The sequence below is a fragment of the Runella sp. genome (genome assembly GCF_965279615.1).
Lineage (GTDB): Bacteria > Bacteroidota > Bacteroidia > Cytophagales > Spirosomataceae > Runella.
This window is the reverse complement of sequence record NZ_OZ257252.1, coordinates 6,791,840-6,810,105: the sequence shown is the minus strand read 5'-3', so window position 1 is coordinate 6,810,105 and position 18,266 is coordinate 6,791,840. Positions and strand designations below refer to the sequence as shown.

The window sequence follows — 18,266 nt, the reverse complement described above, 5'->3', positions numbered from 1 at the left end:
CTTCTCAAAATCAACGCGTTAGTTTCCGAAATACAAAAAAAATGTACGATTACATCACGTTTTTGTGAACTCCTATGTTAGACTTTCTTGCCGATTACCTCGTTTTTCAGGCGCTGTACCTGACCCGAAACCGCCTTTCACACAATATCGTTGCCGCCGATCCTGACGACTACCCCGACCGTGATAAGCTGAAATACCTGCTCACGCTCAAGGTGCCCGACTTCCCCGGCAGTACAGATTTCGTGGACCTGCTCACCATACCCAACCGCGAAAAACCGCCCGTAGTGGAAGGTTTGGTGAGTCGTTACGACGGTGCCAACTTCACCTTTGAGGGCATTTTGGACGGTCTTCTTCAGCGGCAAAAGCCCACGTTTCGTCAGTCGGGCATCACCACATTGACCGAGCTCACCACGCCCTACTGCCTCGTCGAAACCATTCAGTACGAAGGCGTCGATGTCGTTACCAATGCCCTCGCTCCGCGTTGGGCAGTAAAGGCAGGGTTGACCGAGTCAGACTTCGACCAGTGGGGAAGCCGCTTCTTTTCCACCTATCAGTCGGGCGAGCGCAAGTTCCTCACGTGGCAAAATGATCACAAACGCGTTGCTCCCAATCAGGAAGAATACCTGTACTTCATGCTCAATTTCACACCGCTCCCGAGCATCATCAAGCTGCGTGTCACCGCCATATTCACCGATGGCAGTCGTGAGTATTACACCCCGCTCCAAATCCGCGCCGCTCAATTCGGGCAGGTGGTGTGTGTGCCGGTCGGTGCTCACATCATCGGTACCAATCCCGCCAAAACGCTTCAGTCCTATCAGGTGCATATTTCCAATGAGTTCAACGAGCGGCTTTCGGAGTACAGAACCTACCATCTTGACCACCGCCATCACGCCCAGGAGCGTGCCATTCTTTTCAGCAACTCCTTTCATACCTACGATACGCTGAGGCTGACCGGCACCTCGTTGGAAACCCTCAAGGTGCAGCGCTACACCGCCGACCGCGAACGTCCGCTCAATGCGCCCGCTGATTTCAGTGAGTTTTACATCATCGACCGCATTGGTGACCGTGAGCTCGCAATCAGTACCGGTTTTTTTGAGCGAAACGTTGCCGCCAATCTGCGTTATTTGGATGAGTTGCTGTTATCTGAAGAGTGGTTTTTGATCACGGATCGCAATCATGAGCCGCTGGAACTCGTCACTTCGCAGTTGACGGATCATGACGATATTCCAGACCTTGTGTCACGCACCTTTCAGTTTCGTTTCGTTCGTCAGCAGAATTCCTTCAGTCGGCTCCCCATTGCACCACTTGCTCCCGAGCGCCCTACGTACTGGAAGCCTGAAGGCCTTCGCTATTTGCTGGATGCGTTCGGCAAGCGTACGGGTATGATCCGCCCTCTAAAACTTGTCAAATACTATGTCGACGAAGATATCGCCGTCAGTCCGCTGACCCAAAAGCCCAATGCTGCCGGTGATCCTGACTACGTAGCCGAATACATCGACGATGCCATTGAGATAGGCTCCACGCCCTATCCTTCAGCCGCCATCACCCGCCAAACCACCTACATTCGTGATTCGGCCACCTGCGCTTCAGGATTAGAGGGAGGCGCAGCCACCATCGTGATTGCCGCCGCCAAATACGGTGGCGAACAGCCCGGTGATGCCAATGCCTTGGCTGAAGCAGAGTACAATTCATTAAACACTCAAGCCTACTCTAACGCCAATGGTACCTGTACGCTCAATGCCGACTATACCGCCACAGTACCCGCAGGTCATTTCCAGTATCGTTCCAATGCTCCCGCTAAAATTGGCCTCTACCGATTAACGGTTCCGTTCCCCGGTGACCAAGGCAACACGCCCGAACTTCAGTCGGTAGTTGGGTCATATATCTTTCTCGTGGGCAGCAATGCGCTCAACTTCCCTGTGAGCTCTGCCTTTTACTTCAGAGTCTATGGCACTCCCGGAGCCGCTTACAACGTGAAGGTGTATCAAAATGGTGTTTTGAAGAAAAACGTATCCGGCAACTTCAACGGAAGCGGGTACGATAACCATTATATGTTTGATGATGCGGGCGTTGGTGGAGGTTTATATTCGCCCGTCAGCCTCGACAAATTTTACATTCAAATCGTATGATAGCCACTTTTGAGACCCGGATCAACGGCTACGTAGTTGACCAAAGCCGCTCACAGAAAGGAACCTTTGAGCGGCTCAATCCTTACCTTACGTACGAAGCCAAGGATTTCCTGACCGATACCGCCAAGATTCCCGCCCTGCCGTTCACCCCCACCAATCGGCGTATTTTCGGCTACATTGATATTCCGAGCCTCGGCTCCGATGTTCCTCGCTTTTTGTTCGAGCAATACATCAACGGGAGTTTAGTGCAGGAAGGCATTGCTTTACTGACTGATTTTTCGGAAGAAAAAGGCTATCAGCTTACGGTCGTGCAGCCCGTGGGTGAGTTTTTCGGCGATATCCAAAACATGCTTTTGTCGGAGATTGATTTCGGCAGCGTACCGCTGATCCTGCCGATACCTGCGGTCATTCAGGAAAGCGGCAAGGATGCCATTTGTTTCCCTTCAGTCGTAAACACTGACTACTATGGCACCAACGGCGCATCCGTAAGCTATTCAGGCCGTGTCAACGATTATGTGGCGGGAGCGTATACCGCCACCGGACCCAAAGTGCCGATGGTTTTTGTTCGTTATCTGCTTCAACGGATCGCGGCCATTGCGGGCGTGACCATCGACGGTGATTTCATGATCGATGCCGACCTTGGCAAACTGGTGCTCTACAATATCCGTGCCTTGGATGGTGCCACCGAGGTCACCTTCAGCAAGCATTTGCCTGATATGACCGTCGTGGATTTCATTGTGGAGCTCCGCAAATACCTCAACTTGAGTCTGAAGTTCAACACCGTCCAAAAACGCCTCACCATTGGCTTCACGGATGATATTTTCAGTATTCCATGCACCAAAGATTGGACTTCAAAACTCGTAAAAAATCCAAGTAAAATTCTCGAAAGATCGCGGCGTCTGCAACTGACGATGGACTTGGACTCCAACGATACCTTGCAAAAAGACCGCCCTGCAGCAATAGTCGATTACCTCACGCCCGCTTTCAGCAATGACCTCGCTATTGCCAAAGTGCCCACCAAATTCAGCACCCTGCTCGTGGATGGCACGGGACTTCCCACCGCCAAGCAACAGGGAGCCACCACGGAATTCGCCCAGCTGGAGAAGAAATCAACCCCGCGTTTGCTCTTTTGGAACGGCATTGTGGGAGGCTATCCCCAAGCCCTGCCCACCCGTGCGGGCAAAAGTCTGTACTGGAACGGACCCGATGGCCTTGTCAATTGGGCATGGGCAAAAACCGAAGCCTTCCGCCGCCAAATCCACTACCTCAACTGCGAAATGTTGCTCACTGAAGCTGACCTTGCCTTGTTGGATTTCAAAGAAAAAGTCCACATCAACGGCGTCAATTACCTGCCCGTTCGCCTCACCAACAGCTACCCGCTCACTCAGCCGACTTCGGTGTTGCTCGTTTCAGCATAAAGCTGGATCCTATCGGCCGATTTGCCGTGGCGGTCCGTGATTTATCGATCGTTAGTGCTCAAAGCTTTTTCACGATGCCAGAATTTTACACATCATGCGTAAAATTCTGGCATCGTGATTATTCCTGGCACATTGCTTAGTGATCCTTCACAAAGTGCTGTGACACCGCAGCCGTGAACATGCTGCGCACAATCACGGTCGACACTTCACATTTGTGAAGTGCCTGGCTATAGCAATTGAGGGCCCGTCACGAGTTATTGACCGTCGTATACTTTTCAATAGCTTTTCGAATATCCTCTATTATGTCGGTTCTTATTCTAATTGTAGGGGTTTCAATTATGTACCTCCCGTTTACATGTTTAACAACTTGGGGATTACCAATAAAAACACTGTTCCCTAAATTACTGCATTCATTATATAGCCTCATTAAGATATTGGAGCTTTCTATTAAATCATTTTTAATAATGTTAAATAAAAACTGATTCAATTTTTCAAGAACTGGAATTATATCAATCAGATATGGTTCTACGTCAAATAAATCTTTGAGATTTTGAAGGTCAGCACCAAGCTTTTCTCGAATGTCCTTGTCTTCCAAAAGCTTATTTTTATCAAAGTAAATGGGTATTTCTCCTACATAATCATCGCTCTTCTCATCAAAATAAACTGATGGATTGATATAATTTATTGGATAGTGGAAATGAGCTGTATAATTCCTTAACTCCCCAAAAAAACGGTATACAAAGTGCTTTTCTTTAGAGGTAGCTATAAAATTTATAAATTTTTGATACTCTGAAGATTTCTTTGTGTATCTATTTATGACTCTTTTTTTAAATATATCGTGGAAGTTTGCAAAGGATAGTATAAAGTTGGTGAACTTTCTATTTACTTCAATAAAGGCGTCCTCAATTTCATCTTCAGGCATTACTAAAGGGTTATTCTTGATAGCCCAGAAATTTTTCAACTGAAATATTTTTGTTAAAGCTTCATTATGGTTTCTATCAAGCTCCTTAATTTTTCTGAATAAAAATAAAAATTCAAACAAATCTTCATTAGCCTTTCTGACTTTTTTAACCTCCTCTGTTGATACCTTTCTAATCGTAAAGGAATCTGGATTTCCTTGAATTTCTTCAAAAAGGTAGTAATCTTCGCCAGATTCGTCAATAATAAGCTTTGGATGATTTCTCCAGTGTTTATTTTTCATTGCTATACATGTTTTTCTGTACAAAGATAAATGTCTACTGTGCAGTCTTTTTGCGCAGTTAAATCTTTTTATGACTTCTTATTCTGAGGTCACTTAAGTAGGTCTTTCCCGTCCTTTCAGCTTCCCAAGTGGACGATTTCTTTGCATCATCCCTCACTCTCAGAGGGGATAATGCCATCTACACCATGTTTTCCACCGAACAGCAACGAGTTCTTCTCGAAAAATACGTCCAAGAGGCCGTCGACGAAATGCAGCGCCGTATTCGCTCGGCGGGCCTCATCATGACGGGCGAAATGCTCGACTCATTTAAGGTTTCAGCCACCGAAAGCGGAAGCGATTTTGTGTCCAAAAAGGTCAGCATGGCTGATTACGTCCGGCTCAAAGACTTACGCTCCATGCATTATGTGCGTACTCCGCCGCTTGAGGCTATGAAGTACTTCATCGAATCGCACGGAGTTCACCGCTTCAGCTACGTGCCCGGCTATCAGGACGGCTGGCCCGCTTCCGAAGAAATCGCCGTTCGTCGCTTGGCATGGGCGTTCAAAATGTCCATGAAACGCAACCCCGATGTCCGTCGCGGCTACCGTGGCATTTACTCCTCCTCCGTCTCCAAGGCCATGTCCGGACTCAAGTCGTCAGCAGGTCAGGAAGGTGCCCGCTTCGCTATGAGATTCGTCAAAAACATCCTTACCCAATAACCCGCAATGGATTTAAGAGAACAGGCCGTCATTGATTTGCGGCTCGAAACCAAGCAAGCCAACGTCGAAATGACGGCGCTGGAAACCAAGGCCAAAAACCTCCAGAAGGAACTCAAGACCGTGGCCAAAACCGTGGGCGAAGGGAGCGAGGAATGGAAGAAAGTGAAAAAGCAGGTCGACGAAGCCGACAAAGCCGTCAAAACGCACCGCGCCAACGTGGACGTGACCAAGCTTACGTGGGGGCAACTCAACAACCACGTCAAGCAACTTACCACCGACCTCAAAGGACTCGTGCCCGGTACTACTGCCTTCAACAACGCCGTCAAAAAACTTTCGGAAGCGGAAACCCAGCTGAAGAAAGTCAATGAGCAGGTCAAAGGCACCAATACGGCACTTCAGGCCACTGCCAAACCCACCCTCTGGAGCAATTTCGCGGGCGGTGTAAAAACCGTATCGGCGGCGTTCAATGCCATGATTGCCCTTCAGGTCATTCAGTTTATCATCAGTACAGGCAAGGCCATTTTCGATATCACGGCCAAGTTCGAAAAGTACGAAAAGGTGTTGACTACGGCCTTGGGCAGCGAAAAGCAAGCCAAAGCCAGTATGGAGGCCATCAAAATCATGGCCGCGAATACCGCCTTCAGCGTCGATGAGCTCACCGAAGGATATGTAAAAATGGTCAACCGAGGGCTTCGACCGAGTCAGAAGGAGATGGTCGCACTCGCTGACCTTGCCGCAAGCCAAGGCAAAACCTTTGACCAACTAGTGGAAGCGGTATTGGATGCCCAAACGGGTGAGTTTGAACGATTGAAAGAGTTTGGAATCAAGGCAAAAAAGGAGGGAGATAATATTTCGCTCGTTTTTAAAGGCCAAACCAAAGTTGTTAAAAACAACGAGGAGGCCATCTACGATGCCATGATTGCCATGGGCGCTATGACAGGCGTAGCGGGTCAAAATGCCAAAATGATGGAAACGCTCGGCGGTAAAACCTCCAACTTGGGCGATTCATTCGATGCCATGATGGTCACGCTGGGCAACGGCCTTCGTCCTGTTTTTATTGCGATCCTTGACCTGCTCGTTGCCTCCATTCCCGTGCTCACTTTAGTCGGGAAAGCGATAGGCTCGGTGCTCATCATTGCCAAAAGCATGGTGGTAGGCTTGGTGGATACGGTCAAAAATGCAGGGATGGCCATCTATTCGCTTGGCGATGCCGCTGTAAAACTCACACAGGGAAACCTCACCGGAGCTAAAAAGTCTCTCGACGATTCCGTTAGTTATGGGGCCAAAAGTGTCATGGCCATGAAGGATAATACAGAGAAAGGAGTGCAGGATGTAGCCAATATGTGGAAGAACCCTGCGGCGGGTGTAGCCGCTGAGTTTGCCGGTGGTGAGCAGGGGAAAAAGTACGCCAAGGCCAAAAACGAGGAGGATAAAAAAGGCAAGGCAGAAGCAAAAAAGCAGGAAGAAAAGCACCTTGCCGAAGTGACCAAAGCCAACGATGAAGCTATCAAAAAAATAGCGGAACTGGAGGCCGAAACCCACCTGCGCACCATCAAAGATGAGTTGGCCCGCGAGCGTACCGCCATTGCCCAAAAATACGACCTGAAGAAAGAGGAAGTGATGGCGTCGGTGGCCACGGATGCCAACAAGAATGCCCAACTGAAGCTGCTTCACGGCCAAATGGTAGCTGAAATAGCGGCTAAAGAAGCCGAGTTCCGGGATAAAAAAACCAAAGCCGACAAAGAAGCTGCCGAAAAGCGTGCCGAAGCCGATAAGTTCATCCGTGAGCAGGAAAAGCAAGCGGAGATGGCTCTCCTGGACTTCAAGGAAGTAGCCGCCAAAGGCAATGCCACCAAGCTTTCAGCCATCAAAAAGGAACGTCTCGAAACCGAGCTCCGCTTCCATTTGGAGAAAATTGCCGCCGAAGAAGCCGCTGATAAAGCCGAAGCCGCCCGCAAAATCACCGATAGCGGTCAGTTGGCCACGGCTGTAAAAGCCATCGAAGACCGCTCCCGCGATGAGCGTCTGACCGCCGAAGCCAAAACCGCCGCCGATATTAAGGCGGTTGAAGAGGATTTAAAACAGGCCCGAACCGCTAAGTGGACTGAAGGCTCCAATGCCATCACCGCTTTATTGAAAGGTGACCTGAACGGTTTTGTGCAGCACGCTTCCAATATCGTGCAGGGAGAAAAACAGGCATGGCAAACTCGCCTCGCCGAGAATACCGAAAAGTACGAGGCCGTGGGTCAGTTGGCTCAAGCATCGGTATCATTTCTCAAGCAGCTTTCCGAAGAACGGCTGAACAAAGAGTTGGCCAATATTGAGAAGGAAAAAAGCAGCAAAATAGCCGCTTCACAAGCTGAAACAGACAAGATACTTGCCGATATCGAAGCACAGGAAGCTGCCGAATTGGACCGCGTTGAGCAGGAACTGTTGGCCAATAATCTGGAAAAGCGAGAGCTCACCCAACTCAACAATGACTTCACCAACGCCAAGCAGAAATTGGAGTTGGAATATCAGGCCAAAATCAAAGATGCCCGCGACAAAGGCAATCAGGAAGAAGCCGACCGATTGAAGGCCGAGCGCGACGATAAAGTCGCCACCGTCAAGGCCAACATCATGCAGGAAACCTTGGGAGCCACCAAAGCCAAGGCCATCGAAGAGCAGCTCACCACCCAGAAAAAAAGCATCAACGATAAGTACAATGCCTCCATCCTGAGTGCCAAAAAGAAGCAGGAACAAAGCATTGATTCAATCAATAAAGACTCTGCCAATAAGGAGAAAGAAGCCAAGCTGAAGAACTTCCGAAACCAGAAGAAAGCCGATATCGCATCGGCATTGATATCGGGGGCGTTAGCCACTATCAAAGCGCTCGCGTCGGGAATGTTTCCGCTAAACTTGGTCTTTGCAGCATTGACGGCGGTGGCCACCGGCTTGCAGGTCGTCAAGATTAAGAATCAACCCGAGCCGCAATTTGCCCGTGGGGGTACCTTCCGCAATGCAGGTGTTTTGCGCGGATCAACCCACAAAGAAGGAGGCATCAACATGATTGACAGCCAAACCGGGGAAAAGGTAGCCGAGGTTGAAAACAAAGAAGCGTACATTGTCTCCAGTCCCGTCACCGACTACCACCGCGACACGCTGGATGAAATTATCAACCAGTCGATGAGCGGACGTCCCGAGCCGCTCAAACGCAAAAAGAAGTATGAATCAGGCGGTGTATTCAAAGCCGAAGGTGACCGTCCGTTTTGGGAAAAGAACTTCTTTGGCAAGGGTAAAAAAGCCAAAAAAGCGGCTGCGGCTGCCGAAGCGGAAGCCAACGCCGCCGCTTCGAGTGGCGGTGGTGAATTTGATGTCGACACAAGCAGCTATACCGGTGGCTCCGGTGGGGTAGAAGGAGTCGATGATGCCGCCGCTCAGGGTGCCGCTGCAAGGGAGCAGGGTGAAAAACAGTTGAAATTGTTGGAAGAAATTGCCAAGAATACCAAAGAAAATGTCAGTGCCACCAAGTTTGTGATCGCAGGAGTTGGTCAGACCGTCGATGCCACCAAAGCGGTCGAAGGAGCCGTCAGAGATACGAACCAAAGCGGTCGTTTAGATGGCATAATCGGTGCAATTTCAAGTTTAGGAAGAAAATAGTGGTATTATTCATATTTTAGAGAAAAATTACCAATGAATCGGAAAATAGAAGTAAAAATTCCTGTTCCCCGCTACGTTAAGAAGTTTCTGGAGAAGAATTATCGGTATGAAAAGGGTAGTATTTACGTCAGGAGAGACGAAACCCTTGGCATTCTGATAGAATCGTTTTTGGAGAAAAACTTTACCTCGCATCCCATCGCTGACCCTGAAGGCTGCGTAATTTGCGTAAAGATTTATCAGGACGCGAAGCTTTTGCACATCCCTCCCCATCGCCTTCATTACCTGACCAAGATCCTAAGTGATGAGTTTGATGAAGCCATCCGTTATTACTGCCTGAACGGTCACCGCATCACGCGCAACTACCAACCGCACGTCATTGCTTTTTTGGAAATGTACAACATCGACGATGACGACCTCACCGTCAATGCCGCCCTGAGAAAGCTGCGTTTGTACGAAGAAAAAACGGCCCTGAAACAGGAAAAATTTTGCGACGTTTCCGCTACAAAAACGGCGATGTGTGTGTAAATGCGACGTTTCGTGTATAAATGCGACGTTTCGTGTATTGCTGCCAAAAAGAGCCATGTTTTCTAACTCAATGCAAATCAACGCCTAAAGTTTTTTATAAAAATATTTTCAGTACCTCCATACCTCAAAAACCCGTCCCCTAAAAATCATGGAAACCATTAAAATCGGGAGTTGGAAAGGTTGCCCCAATGCGGGCTTCGTTCGTCGGCTGATCCTGATACCGAGTCAGGATGTCATCGACCTCCCTGATCCTGCCTTACTGTTTGACCACGATGACACCCAAACGCTCCCCATCGAATCCGTGGCGTTCAATCCTTATGCCCAAACCATCATTTTTGATTTTGAATACAAAACCTGTACCTACAGCCTGAATCAGAATCAAAGTACTGATGGCCCCCTATACGCTATAAGTATACAGGGGACGGTTCCGCTTCTTTTGGCAGGAATCAACAAAGAGTTGGAAAAGCGTCGCGGATATCGTTGGATTGCGTTCTTTCAGGATCACAACCATAACGTTTACATTGCCGGCACTCCCGATTATCCGCTCACGCTTTCCTACGTCCAATCCATCACCGATAAGACTTCCAGCACCGTATTTCTTTCGGGACGTACACCCCAACCGCCATACAATACCAACGCACTCCCAAGCCCTCTCCGGTACTTCTCATCCGCTTTTGAAAGGACGTTCTCTTAAAAAAACGTCCTTTCCTTTACCGTTAGTACCTCCGAAACTTGTACCGTCAATCAATCTCATGATGGTGCACGTTATTCCCTCCGGTCTCTACGCAATCAAAGACGAAACGCACATCAGCGTTCCGCAAGCCTCGTCGTATCCTTCCCTCTCACGAGAGGATATGCAGCGGCTCAATTACCTTCGGAATCCCGAAAATCCATCCATATTGGAAGTGTCCATTGATGGCTATATCAGTCCCTACGCCATCAACTATTATACACGGGTGCTTGAACTGGCCACCCGTGCGCAGGATGTCAAAGGGATTTTGATGGAGATCAAAACGGCGGGAGGAATGGTGGATCAGTTGGTAGCCTTTGCCGACTTCCTCTATAAGTACCCCAAACCCATCGTCACCCACACGTCGTACTGTTGCTCGGCAGGTTACTGGATCGCTTCCCAGACCAACGAGATCCATGCCGAGCCGCAGAGTTCCACCGAGATCGGCAGCATCGGCACGATCTACATCCACTACGACCAAAGCGGTATGTACGAAAAGCAGGGAACCAAAGTCCACGTTTTTCGTTCCGAAGGTTCGACCCGTAAGGCCGTGCCCAATTCCTTCGAACCGCTCGACAAAGAATCAGCCGACCGATTCCAAGCCCGGGTCAACGCCGCCAACGTCGAATTCAAATCCTACGTGCGTCGCGGTCGCGGGATGCGCATCAAATCCGACGCCGTCTGGAACGGCGACACCTTCGACTCCGACGCTTCCGTGGCCGTGGGACTGGCCGACCGCAAAGGCACCTACGCCCAAGCCCTTGAACGAGTAATCAAACTTTCCGACAAATAATCCACACTTATGAACCGTTCCGAATCCTCCGTTTTTTCCCGCTTTTTTGGTTCCGCCTTTGCCTACATATCGGGAAATGCTTCCCAAGAAGTCATGAATGCCGCCGAAGCTGAAGCGGCTCAGGTACAGGCCACTATTGAAGGCCTTAACGGCCAAATTACCACCCTCGCCGCCGAGCGTGACGGCTTCCAAACAAAGGTCACTTCCCTGACTTCCGAACGTGACACGCTGAAAACCGAAGCGGAGCAGCTGCGCACGTGGAAAGCCAACCACTCCAAAACAACTCAGGCGATCATTCCGGGTCAGGATCAGAACCAAACAGGCGATGACATCCTCTCCAAATTCCCTGAAGGAAGCCTGATGCGCACCGCTCTGGAGGCAATTACCTCGAAGGGTACTAAAAAGTAACCACTGAGGGGCATTTGTGTCCCTCAGTTTTTAATCATCGAACCAACTTTTAATTTTTTTAATATCCATGCCTCTAACTCAATCCCTTGACTACACTGCGATTCCCGCCGATTTGCAGCGCTATGTCGAAGCCAACCCCGAAATCATTACTGATTTAATTCAGGACGGCTTTCAGCAAATCAATAACGACTTCGACGTTCGCTATGCTGACGATGAGGAAGTTATCACCAACATGCGCGTGATGGACATCCTGCGTGTTGCTTCCGACGATTACACGCCCGTAAAAGCTGCCGAATTTGGCTACCGGAAGTGGAAAATGCAGGAGGTAGACGCTGATATTTTTATCCCGCGTTCGCAGCTTATTTCGATGGCCAAGTCTTGGTTGCGCAATGTCAAACGTGTCGGAAGTGTTCAGGAGACCCTTGATAATCCGTTCGAGACGTTCTTTTTGCGTGAAATTATCCAAGGCCAAGGCTTATTCCTTCGCGAAAACTCCTCTTGGAAAGGCGATGCCGATACTGCACAAACAGGATCACTGTACGCCTTGGACGGTCTGCTCTACAAAATGATTGCCGGTGTTGCCGACAGCAGCATTCCCGCCGCCAATACGCTCACGGTAACCACCTTTGCCGACGATGCAGCAGTCTATGACCACATTCAGGCATTGTGTGACAAATACGCTGACGTACTTCCCCGCCTTGCTGAAAGCCGCGCCGAAATCCGTCTTTCACGCCGCATGAAGCAGCGCTACGACCGTGGCCGTCGCACCAAATTCCCTGACTCAGTAGGTCCAAAAGACGTAGCTGTTTCGGCTGACGACTACGAAAACTTGGTGTTTACCATCGACGTAGGTTTGGCAGGAAAAGAGACCGTGGTCATCACGCCTCCAAGCAACCTGTTCTTCGGTACGGATGGTGGCCAAAACCGTCTCACTATCATTCAGGACGTCAAAGGCTGGAAGGTCAACCTGTTCTTCCGCGCCGCGTTTGATTTTGCCTACGGTAAGTTCATCGTTCGCAACAACAAGGTCTAAAAATAGGGCCTATGATTGCCCTCAGGGGGGTTGTCGGGAATGACAACCCCCACATTTTCCCACTGATAGATAAACCAGAAAATCACACCAAAACTTTCAAAATCACAATGAAAAAACTGCTTTCAGCCTACGCCATCCTACTGATTGGTTCAGGCATCGCCCACGCTCAAGCTCAGGAAGCCATTCGTGCTCAGGCCGAACGCCAACAGGTTTCGATTATCATCGTTCAGGACGAACATGACCTCAAGTTTGATTTCACGCACACGCTTGCCAATGTTCAGAATGAGATTGCCCTGGTAAGAGAAGCCGTAAATCTCACCGACATTGCCCGTGAGGTCGTTGATTTCGTCAAAGCCCACAGTCCGCTCACGGATACGCCCTTCTCTGAAGTTCCGGTGGCTCCTCCTGCTGCGGTGTATTCCTGCCTTGCACTAACCGGGTTACGACGAAAGTGCGGCCCCAAACCGGGTGGGATGAAACGCCTCTACATTGCACCGGTTGAATATTTTCAGGACTTGGAGTACCCAACCTACGACGATGCAGTCACTGGAGAAATAACCGACCCGATACCGCTCATCGCTACACCAACGCCTAAGAAATTTATTGAAATTCAGGCGGCTTATGATACAACTAAGTGGGGATTTGCTTCCAAAGGAAAGTCAGGCAACCAAAGTTTCGAGCAAAATATTACGTTCGATTACTACGGAATTGACAAAGATTCGGTATCACTGGTAGCGCGTTTGTTGAACACACCATGCGTAATTATTGCCCGTGGTAACAACAACATCAACTACTTTATCGGGTCGCTGGATGTGCCGTTGGAGTTTGAAATTAATGCCGACTCCGGTGCGAAAGGTTCTGATCCGCAGAAAATCACCTTCATGGCGAAGAACGACGGTTTCATGTTCCCGGTGATTCCTCTCAACGCCACGGCCACCTTCGCCGTTGAGCCGCTTCCTGCCGCAGCCTAAAGTGCCATCGTTTTGAAAGTTGGGAGATTGCCTCCCAACTTTTTTAATAACCTTTTTTAACAAACCAAAAAAATGAAGCTCACCAAGTACAGAATCACCGACATGGAAGCCGCGAAAAAAGAAACGTGGTTTCACCCTATCAAAGGTCGCACGGTTTGCATCGCCGATATCGCCGAAACCATGACCGATACTGAAGCCGAAATCTTCCATCGAGGAGGCTGCACCGTCATTGAAAAACTCCCTGAAGCTGCCCTAACAGTAGCGAAGGTTAAATAAAAGGTCAAATAATCAGTTCAAACCAAAACAAATGGCCGGTATACCCGGCCATTTGTTTATATCCCCTCCCCAAAATGAAAGCAATTGAAACCCTTGAAGCCGAACTCTGGCTCGCCAAGCGTGCCCATCGGCGCAATCCAAGCGAAGAAAATGCCGCCGCCGTTGCCGCCGTCGAAGCCGAAATCGCCGCGCTGAATCCATCGACACCCGCTGAATCTGCTGATGCTCCAGATGGTGGTGTCGTCAAAACTGTATATGTATCGGTAAAAGATATTGTGGATGAGGCTCCCACTAAACCTGCCGATGCTCCAGTCGAAACCAAAATCGTCACGCTGAATCCATCGACACCCGCTGAATCTACCGAGGCTGGCCAAGGTGAAAAGTCCACAGCTGGCAACGCCAAACCTGCCGATGCTCAGGTCGAAACTAAGCCAACGGATCAGGCTCAAACAAAAGTTGAACAACTTGGCACCCCCGCTAAACCTGCCGATGCTTCAGCCGCTAAACCTCCTGTAGAAAAGGCAAAAGAAGCGCCAAAAAAGGAAGAAAAGCCAAAGGCTCCCGCTAAAAAAAAAGAGGAACCAACGAAGTAAGTGAGTCTGACCGGCTGAGGGAGCAAATCAGAAATGTAGTTCTCGAAGCCGGTCAGCTTTCCAACCAACTCGTGGCGTCATATCCTTCTCCCAATCCCGAGGTGGTCAGGAAAATTATAAAATTGGATAAGACGCACACAGAATTGTTGCTAACTTATCAAAATACCCTCCAAAAAAATTAAACTGAGGCGCTCAGACAACCGGCAGATGTACAGATGGTTGTCCGATTTTGAGAATATACAGAATAAACCACACACACGTCGAACTGCGCGCCCTTTAACGTTGGCGGCGGTAAAAAGTAAAATTTGACGAATATCTGAAAGGCTATTTCCGGACCCAATTTGCAAGCATCCAAAATTTCAACCGCTTTTTTATTACTTCAATTCTTGTGAATTCATTTGAAGTAAAGTAATTCAAAATGTGAACGATAACTTGTTCATTCACAACAACACATTCATTATCATTCACAAATTGATGAAGTTCTTCGGCGTTGTTGAAGCTTATGATTCGACCTATGAATGCAGGCTCTTTGGTATGAACAATAAAAGCCGCTCCTGGTTGGGCGGCTTCGTTGTGTGCTAATAAAAATGTCGGTGGTTTCATGATGGCCCTTCTGGTATAGTACCCCGGGCTAAGGGGAGGAACTCTACCCTCCCTCCTTCTATGGGGTACTGGATTACGTATAGCACCTGCTCACCGCCCACCTCTGTGAGGTAGTAGGGCACCATAAGATGCTCCCTTACGTAAGCAGGAATAAAACGGCTTTTCCAACGCGAACTCATCGCGTTGATTTTAGCAAAGTGCTTTCTGCCAAGCTCTTTGCATTGGTTAAATTGTTCACTCATATTATTGTCCGTTTTGTTCAGCTGGTGCCGCTGTTTTTAGTGTCAAAAAAATGACGCTATTCCGTCCTAAAGTTGACAAATTCCGTCCTTTCATGCAAGCGATACCCCAATAGTTTTGCGGCCCAATATAAAAACAGCATACTATGACAGCCGTGAAACCACTCTTAAAAACTCCCATTACGTACTATGGGGGTAAGCAAATGATGCTCCCCCAGATTCTGCCGAAAATCCCCATCCACCGAATTTATGTTGAGCCCTTTTTCGGGGGAGGTGCGGTTTTCTGGGGTAAGCCTCCTTCCGAGGCCGAAATCGTCAATGACCTCAATAACAACCTCATCACTTTTTACAAAGTGTTGAAGTATGATTTTGACGCTTTGAAGGAAAAAATTGATGAAACTTTTCACTCACGTGCTCAGCACAAACTCGCCGACCTGATTTACGAAGGCACCCCAAGCGATGACCTAAAAACCGCATGGGCGGTATGGGTACAAACCAATATGAGTTTTGGGAGCATGATAGGAGCCGGCTTCGGCTATGACCGAAACGGCAAATGTCCGTTGAAGCTGTTCAACAAAAAAGAGGCTATTACTTCAGCTTACCGTGACCGACTCAAAAAGACCACCATCGAATCCAACGATGTTTTCAAGGTCATAAAAGCCTACGATTCTCCCGACTCGTTTTTCTACTTTGATCCGCCGTATGTTTCAGCGAACCAAGGCCACTATTCAGGCTACTCAGAAGAAGACTTTCGACAGCTGCTCGAGGCCTGCGCATCGATGGAGGGGAAATTCCTACTATCGAGTTATCCTGAAAAAATTCTCACCGACTACCGTAAAGAGTATGGCTGGAAACACGAAACCCACGAAAAGTCCCTCGCCGTCGATGGCCGTCGAAAGGAAAACAAAAAGAAGATTGAATGCCTGACGTGGAATTATTGAAAAACACCCCCGGAGTCGCCTAAGTACTCTTCCTGATTCCATCGGTATTTATACCGTGGGATGATCATTTGTTTTCAAATGTTTTCAAAAAAATACCTCGCTGACAACCGTCAGCGAGGTATTCCAAACAAAAACAACAATAATATTCTTTATTCTTCGGCTTCAATCAGGAAGCCGTGTTCAATCAATCTCAAAAGAACGTATTTATCCATTGATGCTTGCTCCGGCTTTATTACTCCTTTTCCTTCCCACTCATCCAATCTTTGCCAAACGTCATTTAGAAAATCAAGGTAGGATTTTTCGGCGTCAAATTTTGACGTCTGCTGATAGCCTTTCAATATCTCGGGGGAAGTACTGCCTTGCAGTACCTCCCCGGTGGTCGTTTTGTATGTCATGCGCTTAAATCGTTTCTGCGGTTATAAAGGTAAGTGTAAATCTCCTCTTGGTTAAATTTTTGTAGGCTTTCAAAGTTTGCTTCCTGATCCGTTACCCGATGCTTTTTTGAGTAGTCTACCAGATTGTGTAAAAAAACCACCCAGTTCTTAATTTTTTCAAATTCGGTGGTTCCGCTGTGTTGGCGAAACTCAATGCTTCCGTGGCGGATGAAGCTTTGCAGGTTAATTTTCCGATAGCGTGTGCCGATGGCCGTGGCCAGTCCGCTGATGCTATTGGCGGCTTCGATTTTCGCTCTGTCATTCCGAAGGCTTTTGCAGTAGTCGTTGTTATTTCCTCTGCGGCTGTTTGGTAGAAAGCTGTCGATTTGGTTTTCGTAGGTAGCATAATTAAGCATCAAATTTTTGATATCGCCGATGGTCATTCCTGCGGCATCAAAATGAACGTGCGTTCCGCAGCTTTTATTGATTTTTGCTCTTACCGATGTCAAAGCCTCACAAACCTTTCTCAATTGCTCCAGTCCCGCTTCGCCTTCCAATATTGGGCTTACGATTTCAAAGCCGGTATCGCCGCTGATGCTTGAGTCGCTTACTATTTTCCACCATCCGCGAGTCGTATGATTGTAGCTTTCATCTTCGATGTTGATTCCCGCTGCTCTGATGGCGGCAAGAACCTTTGAGCGTGCCACCCCGTGGGCTTCAATCTCAATCCCGAATTTTTTGTTGAAAATGGATGGGCGAAAAATCCCTTTTGATTGAACTTGGTTTGGCCAGTATTTTGCAAAAACATTCTGAACAAATCCGTAATTACCTCCGGTCAAATCCGCTACCTCTCTTCTGGTTAATCCTAAAGCTAAAAGCTGGCGAATTTTCTCGGTTTTTGTAAGGCTTGCGTTGTTTAAAATTACTTGCGTATTCATCTATCTATCAGTGTTTTACCGTTGTTTTTGATAGGACAAACAACGCACTAACTATCGCGCCAAGCAAGTTGTTGGCCAACTCTTTTCTCTTTATTTCGCTGATTTTCTGTTAGTTTCGGGCTCACCAAAAATCTACAAACAAATGAGTAAACTACTTGCCTTATTAAGCATGATTATGATTCTAAGTTGTGGCGATAGCCAAACCACCACCTCCCAGCCGCCGCTATTGGAGATTAAAAATATTGCCGGGCATTCCGTAAAAGAAGTAGCTGCTGCCCTCGGCGAAGCTACCGAGATGGAGCCCATTAAAATCGAAGGCAAAAAAAACCCGAAGTACAGTTACAAAGCCGGAGCAGTCGAAATCGTATTCATCAATGGCAAGGCCGATTGGATAACCGTCACCCTCAACAATGGCACATTCGATAAGACCGCCCTCGGAATCATCGGCCTCCCCGCGGCTGATCCTGCATTCAGCAACCCAAATGTAATGCGTTGGAAAGATTATGAAGAAATTCAAAGCATTTCCCTATTTCCAAAAGAAGGCGGCATTGACTATTTCTACATCAAAACCTTAACTGAATAGTGTGATTTATCGATCACTGTTATTCGGCGCCTGTTCCCGCCGTGATTATTCCTGGGCAATTAAAGCCAGGCACTTCACATTGTGAAGCCGCAGCGGAAATACACCGACGTCAAATCACAAAGAAGCGAAGCGGGAATTCACCTGCTTCGCTTTTCATTTTCAAATTTTGGTAAA

General features: G+C 48.2%; 18 protein-coding genes. 14 read left to right on the top strand and 4 right to left on the bottom strand.

The features are described 5' to 3' along the window. The first annotated feature begins 74 nt into the window (after positions 1-74). Positions 75-2,129 (top strand): DUF5977 domain-containing protein, encoded by a 2,055-nt coding sequence (locus ACQY73_RS28490; RefSeq protein WP_428657575.1) that lies wholly within the window; start codon positions 75-77, stop codon positions 2,127-2,129. Continuing rightward, the gene (locus tag ACQY73_RS28485; RefSeq protein ID WP_428657574.1) at positions 2,126-3,547 is read left to right on the top strand and encodes a hypothetical protein; all 1,422 of its coding nucleotides are present in this window, start codon (positions 2,126-2,128) and stop codon (positions 3,545-3,547) included. The genes ACQY73_RS28490 and ACQY73_RS28485 overlap by 4 nt, the downstream gene beginning before the upstream one ends. A 247-nt stretch (positions 3,548-3,794) precedes the next feature. On the opposite strand, the gene ACQY73_RS28480 is transcribed toward ACQY73_RS28485, so the two are convergent. Then, positions 3,795-4,748 (bottom strand): hypothetical protein, encoded by a 954-nt coding sequence (locus ACQY73_RS28480; protein ID WP_428657573.1) that lies wholly within the window; start codon positions 4,746-4,748, stop codon positions 3,795-3,797. 185 nt (positions 4,749-4,933) lie between these two features. Between ACQY73_RS28480 and ACQY73_RS28475 the strand changes: the two genes are divergently transcribed. The 10 genes from ACQY73_RS28475 to ACQY73_RS28430 all read left to right on the top strand — a co-directional run bounded on the left by ACQY73_RS28475 (position 4,934) and on the right by ACQY73_RS28430 (position 14,414). Beyond that, positions 4,934-5,446, top strand: a complete 513-nt coding sequence (locus ACQY73_RS28475) for a hypothetical protein (RefSeq protein ID WP_428657572.1) — start codon at positions 4,934-4,936, stop codon at positions 5,444-5,446. Positions 5,447-5,452: 6 nt separating this feature from the next. Then, a complete protein-coding gene (locus ACQY73_RS28470) occupies positions 5,453-9,085 on the top strand; it encodes a hypothetical protein (RefSeq protein WP_428657571.1) in 3,633 nt (1,210 codons plus the stop codon). A gap of 33 nt (positions 9,086-9,118) precedes the next feature. After that, on the top strand, positions 9,119-9,610 hold the full coding sequence (locus tag ACQY73_RS28465) for a hypothetical protein (RefSeq protein ID WP_428657570.1): 492 nt from the start codon (positions 9,119-9,121) through the stop codon (positions 9,608-9,610). Positions 9,611-9,758: 148 nt separating this feature from the next. After that, entirely contained in the window at positions 9,759-10,304 is a 546-nt protein-coding gene (locus ACQY73_RS28460) for a hypothetical protein (protein WP_428657569.1), read from the top strand. 58 nt (positions 10,305-10,362) lie between these two features. After that, positions 10,363-11,133 (top strand): S49 family peptidase, encoded by a 771-nt coding sequence (locus ACQY73_RS28455; RefSeq protein WP_428657568.1) that lies wholly within the window; start codon positions 10,363-10,365, stop codon positions 11,131-11,133. A 9-nt stretch (positions 11,134-11,142) separates the two neighbouring features. After that, positions 11,143-11,541, top strand: a complete 399-nt coding sequence (locus ACQY73_RS28450; protein ID WP_428657567.1) for a hypothetical protein — start codon at positions 11,143-11,145, stop codon at positions 11,539-11,541. A 67-nt stretch (positions 11,542-11,608) separates the two neighbouring features. Continuing rightward, positions 11,609-12,574, top strand: a complete 966-nt coding sequence (locus ACQY73_RS28445; RefSeq protein WP_428657566.1) for a hypothetical protein — start codon at positions 11,609-11,611, stop codon at positions 12,572-12,574. A gap of 107 nt (positions 12,575-12,681) precedes the next feature. Further along, positions 12,682-13,545, top strand: coding sequence for a hypothetical protein (locus ACQY73_RS28440; RefSeq protein WP_428657565.1), 864 nt, complete (start codon positions 12,682-12,684; stop codon positions 13,543-13,545). A 72-nt stretch (positions 13,546-13,617) separates the two neighbouring features. Further along, complete coding sequence (locus ACQY73_RS28435; RefSeq protein WP_428657564.1) at positions 13,618-13,821, top strand: hypothetical protein; 204 nt, start codon at positions 13,618-13,620, stop codon at positions 13,819-13,821. Between the two features lie 74 nt (positions 13,822-13,895). Further along, positions 13,896-14,414: a hypothetical protein gene (locus ACQY73_RS28430; RefSeq protein ID WP_428657563.1), complete on the top strand. Its 519-nt coding sequence runs from the start codon at positions 13,896-13,898 to the stop codon at positions 14,412-14,414. A gap of 324 nt (positions 14,415-14,738) precedes the next feature. Here the strand turns inward: ACQY73_RS28430 and ACQY73_RS28425 are convergent, their stop codons facing one another. Then, positions 14,739-15,017 (bottom strand): hypothetical protein, encoded by a 279-nt coding sequence (locus ACQY73_RS28425; protein WP_428657562.1) that lies wholly within the window; start codon positions 15,015-15,017, stop codon positions 14,739-14,741. Between the two features lie 385 nt (positions 15,018-15,402). Here ACQY73_RS28425 and ACQY73_RS28420 point away from each other — a divergent pair, with 385 nt between their 5' ends. After that, positions 15,403-16,197: a DNA adenine methylase gene (locus ACQY73_RS28420; RefSeq protein ID WP_428657561.1), complete on the top strand. Its 795-nt coding sequence runs from the start codon at positions 15,403-15,405 to the stop codon at positions 16,195-16,197. 149 nt (positions 16,198-16,346) lie between these two features. Here the strand turns inward: ACQY73_RS28420 and ACQY73_RS28415 are convergent, their stop codons facing one another. Together ACQY73_RS28415 and ACQY73_RS28410 are read right to left on the bottom strand one after the other, a co-directional pair. Beyond that, positions 16,347-16,592 carry a hypothetical protein gene (locus ACQY73_RS28415; RefSeq protein WP_428657560.1) on the bottom strand — a complete coding sequence of 82 codons (246 nt, stop codon included), beginning with the start codon at positions 16,590-16,592 and terminating at the stop codon, positions 16,347-16,349. Beyond that, entirely contained in the window at positions 16,589-17,509 is a 921-nt protein-coding gene (locus ACQY73_RS28410; protein ID WP_428657559.1) for an amidoligase family protein, read from the bottom strand. The genes ACQY73_RS28415 and ACQY73_RS28410 overlap by 4 nt, the downstream gene beginning before the upstream one ends. Positions 17,510-17,651: 142 nt before the next feature. On the opposite strand from ACQY73_RS28410, the gene ACQY73_RS28405 reads away from it, so the two are divergent. Further along, positions 17,652-18,092, top strand: coding sequence for a hypothetical protein (locus ACQY73_RS28405; protein WP_428657558.1), 441 nt, complete (start codon positions 17,652-17,654; stop codon positions 18,090-18,092). Positions 18,093-18,266 lie beyond the last annotated feature (174 nt).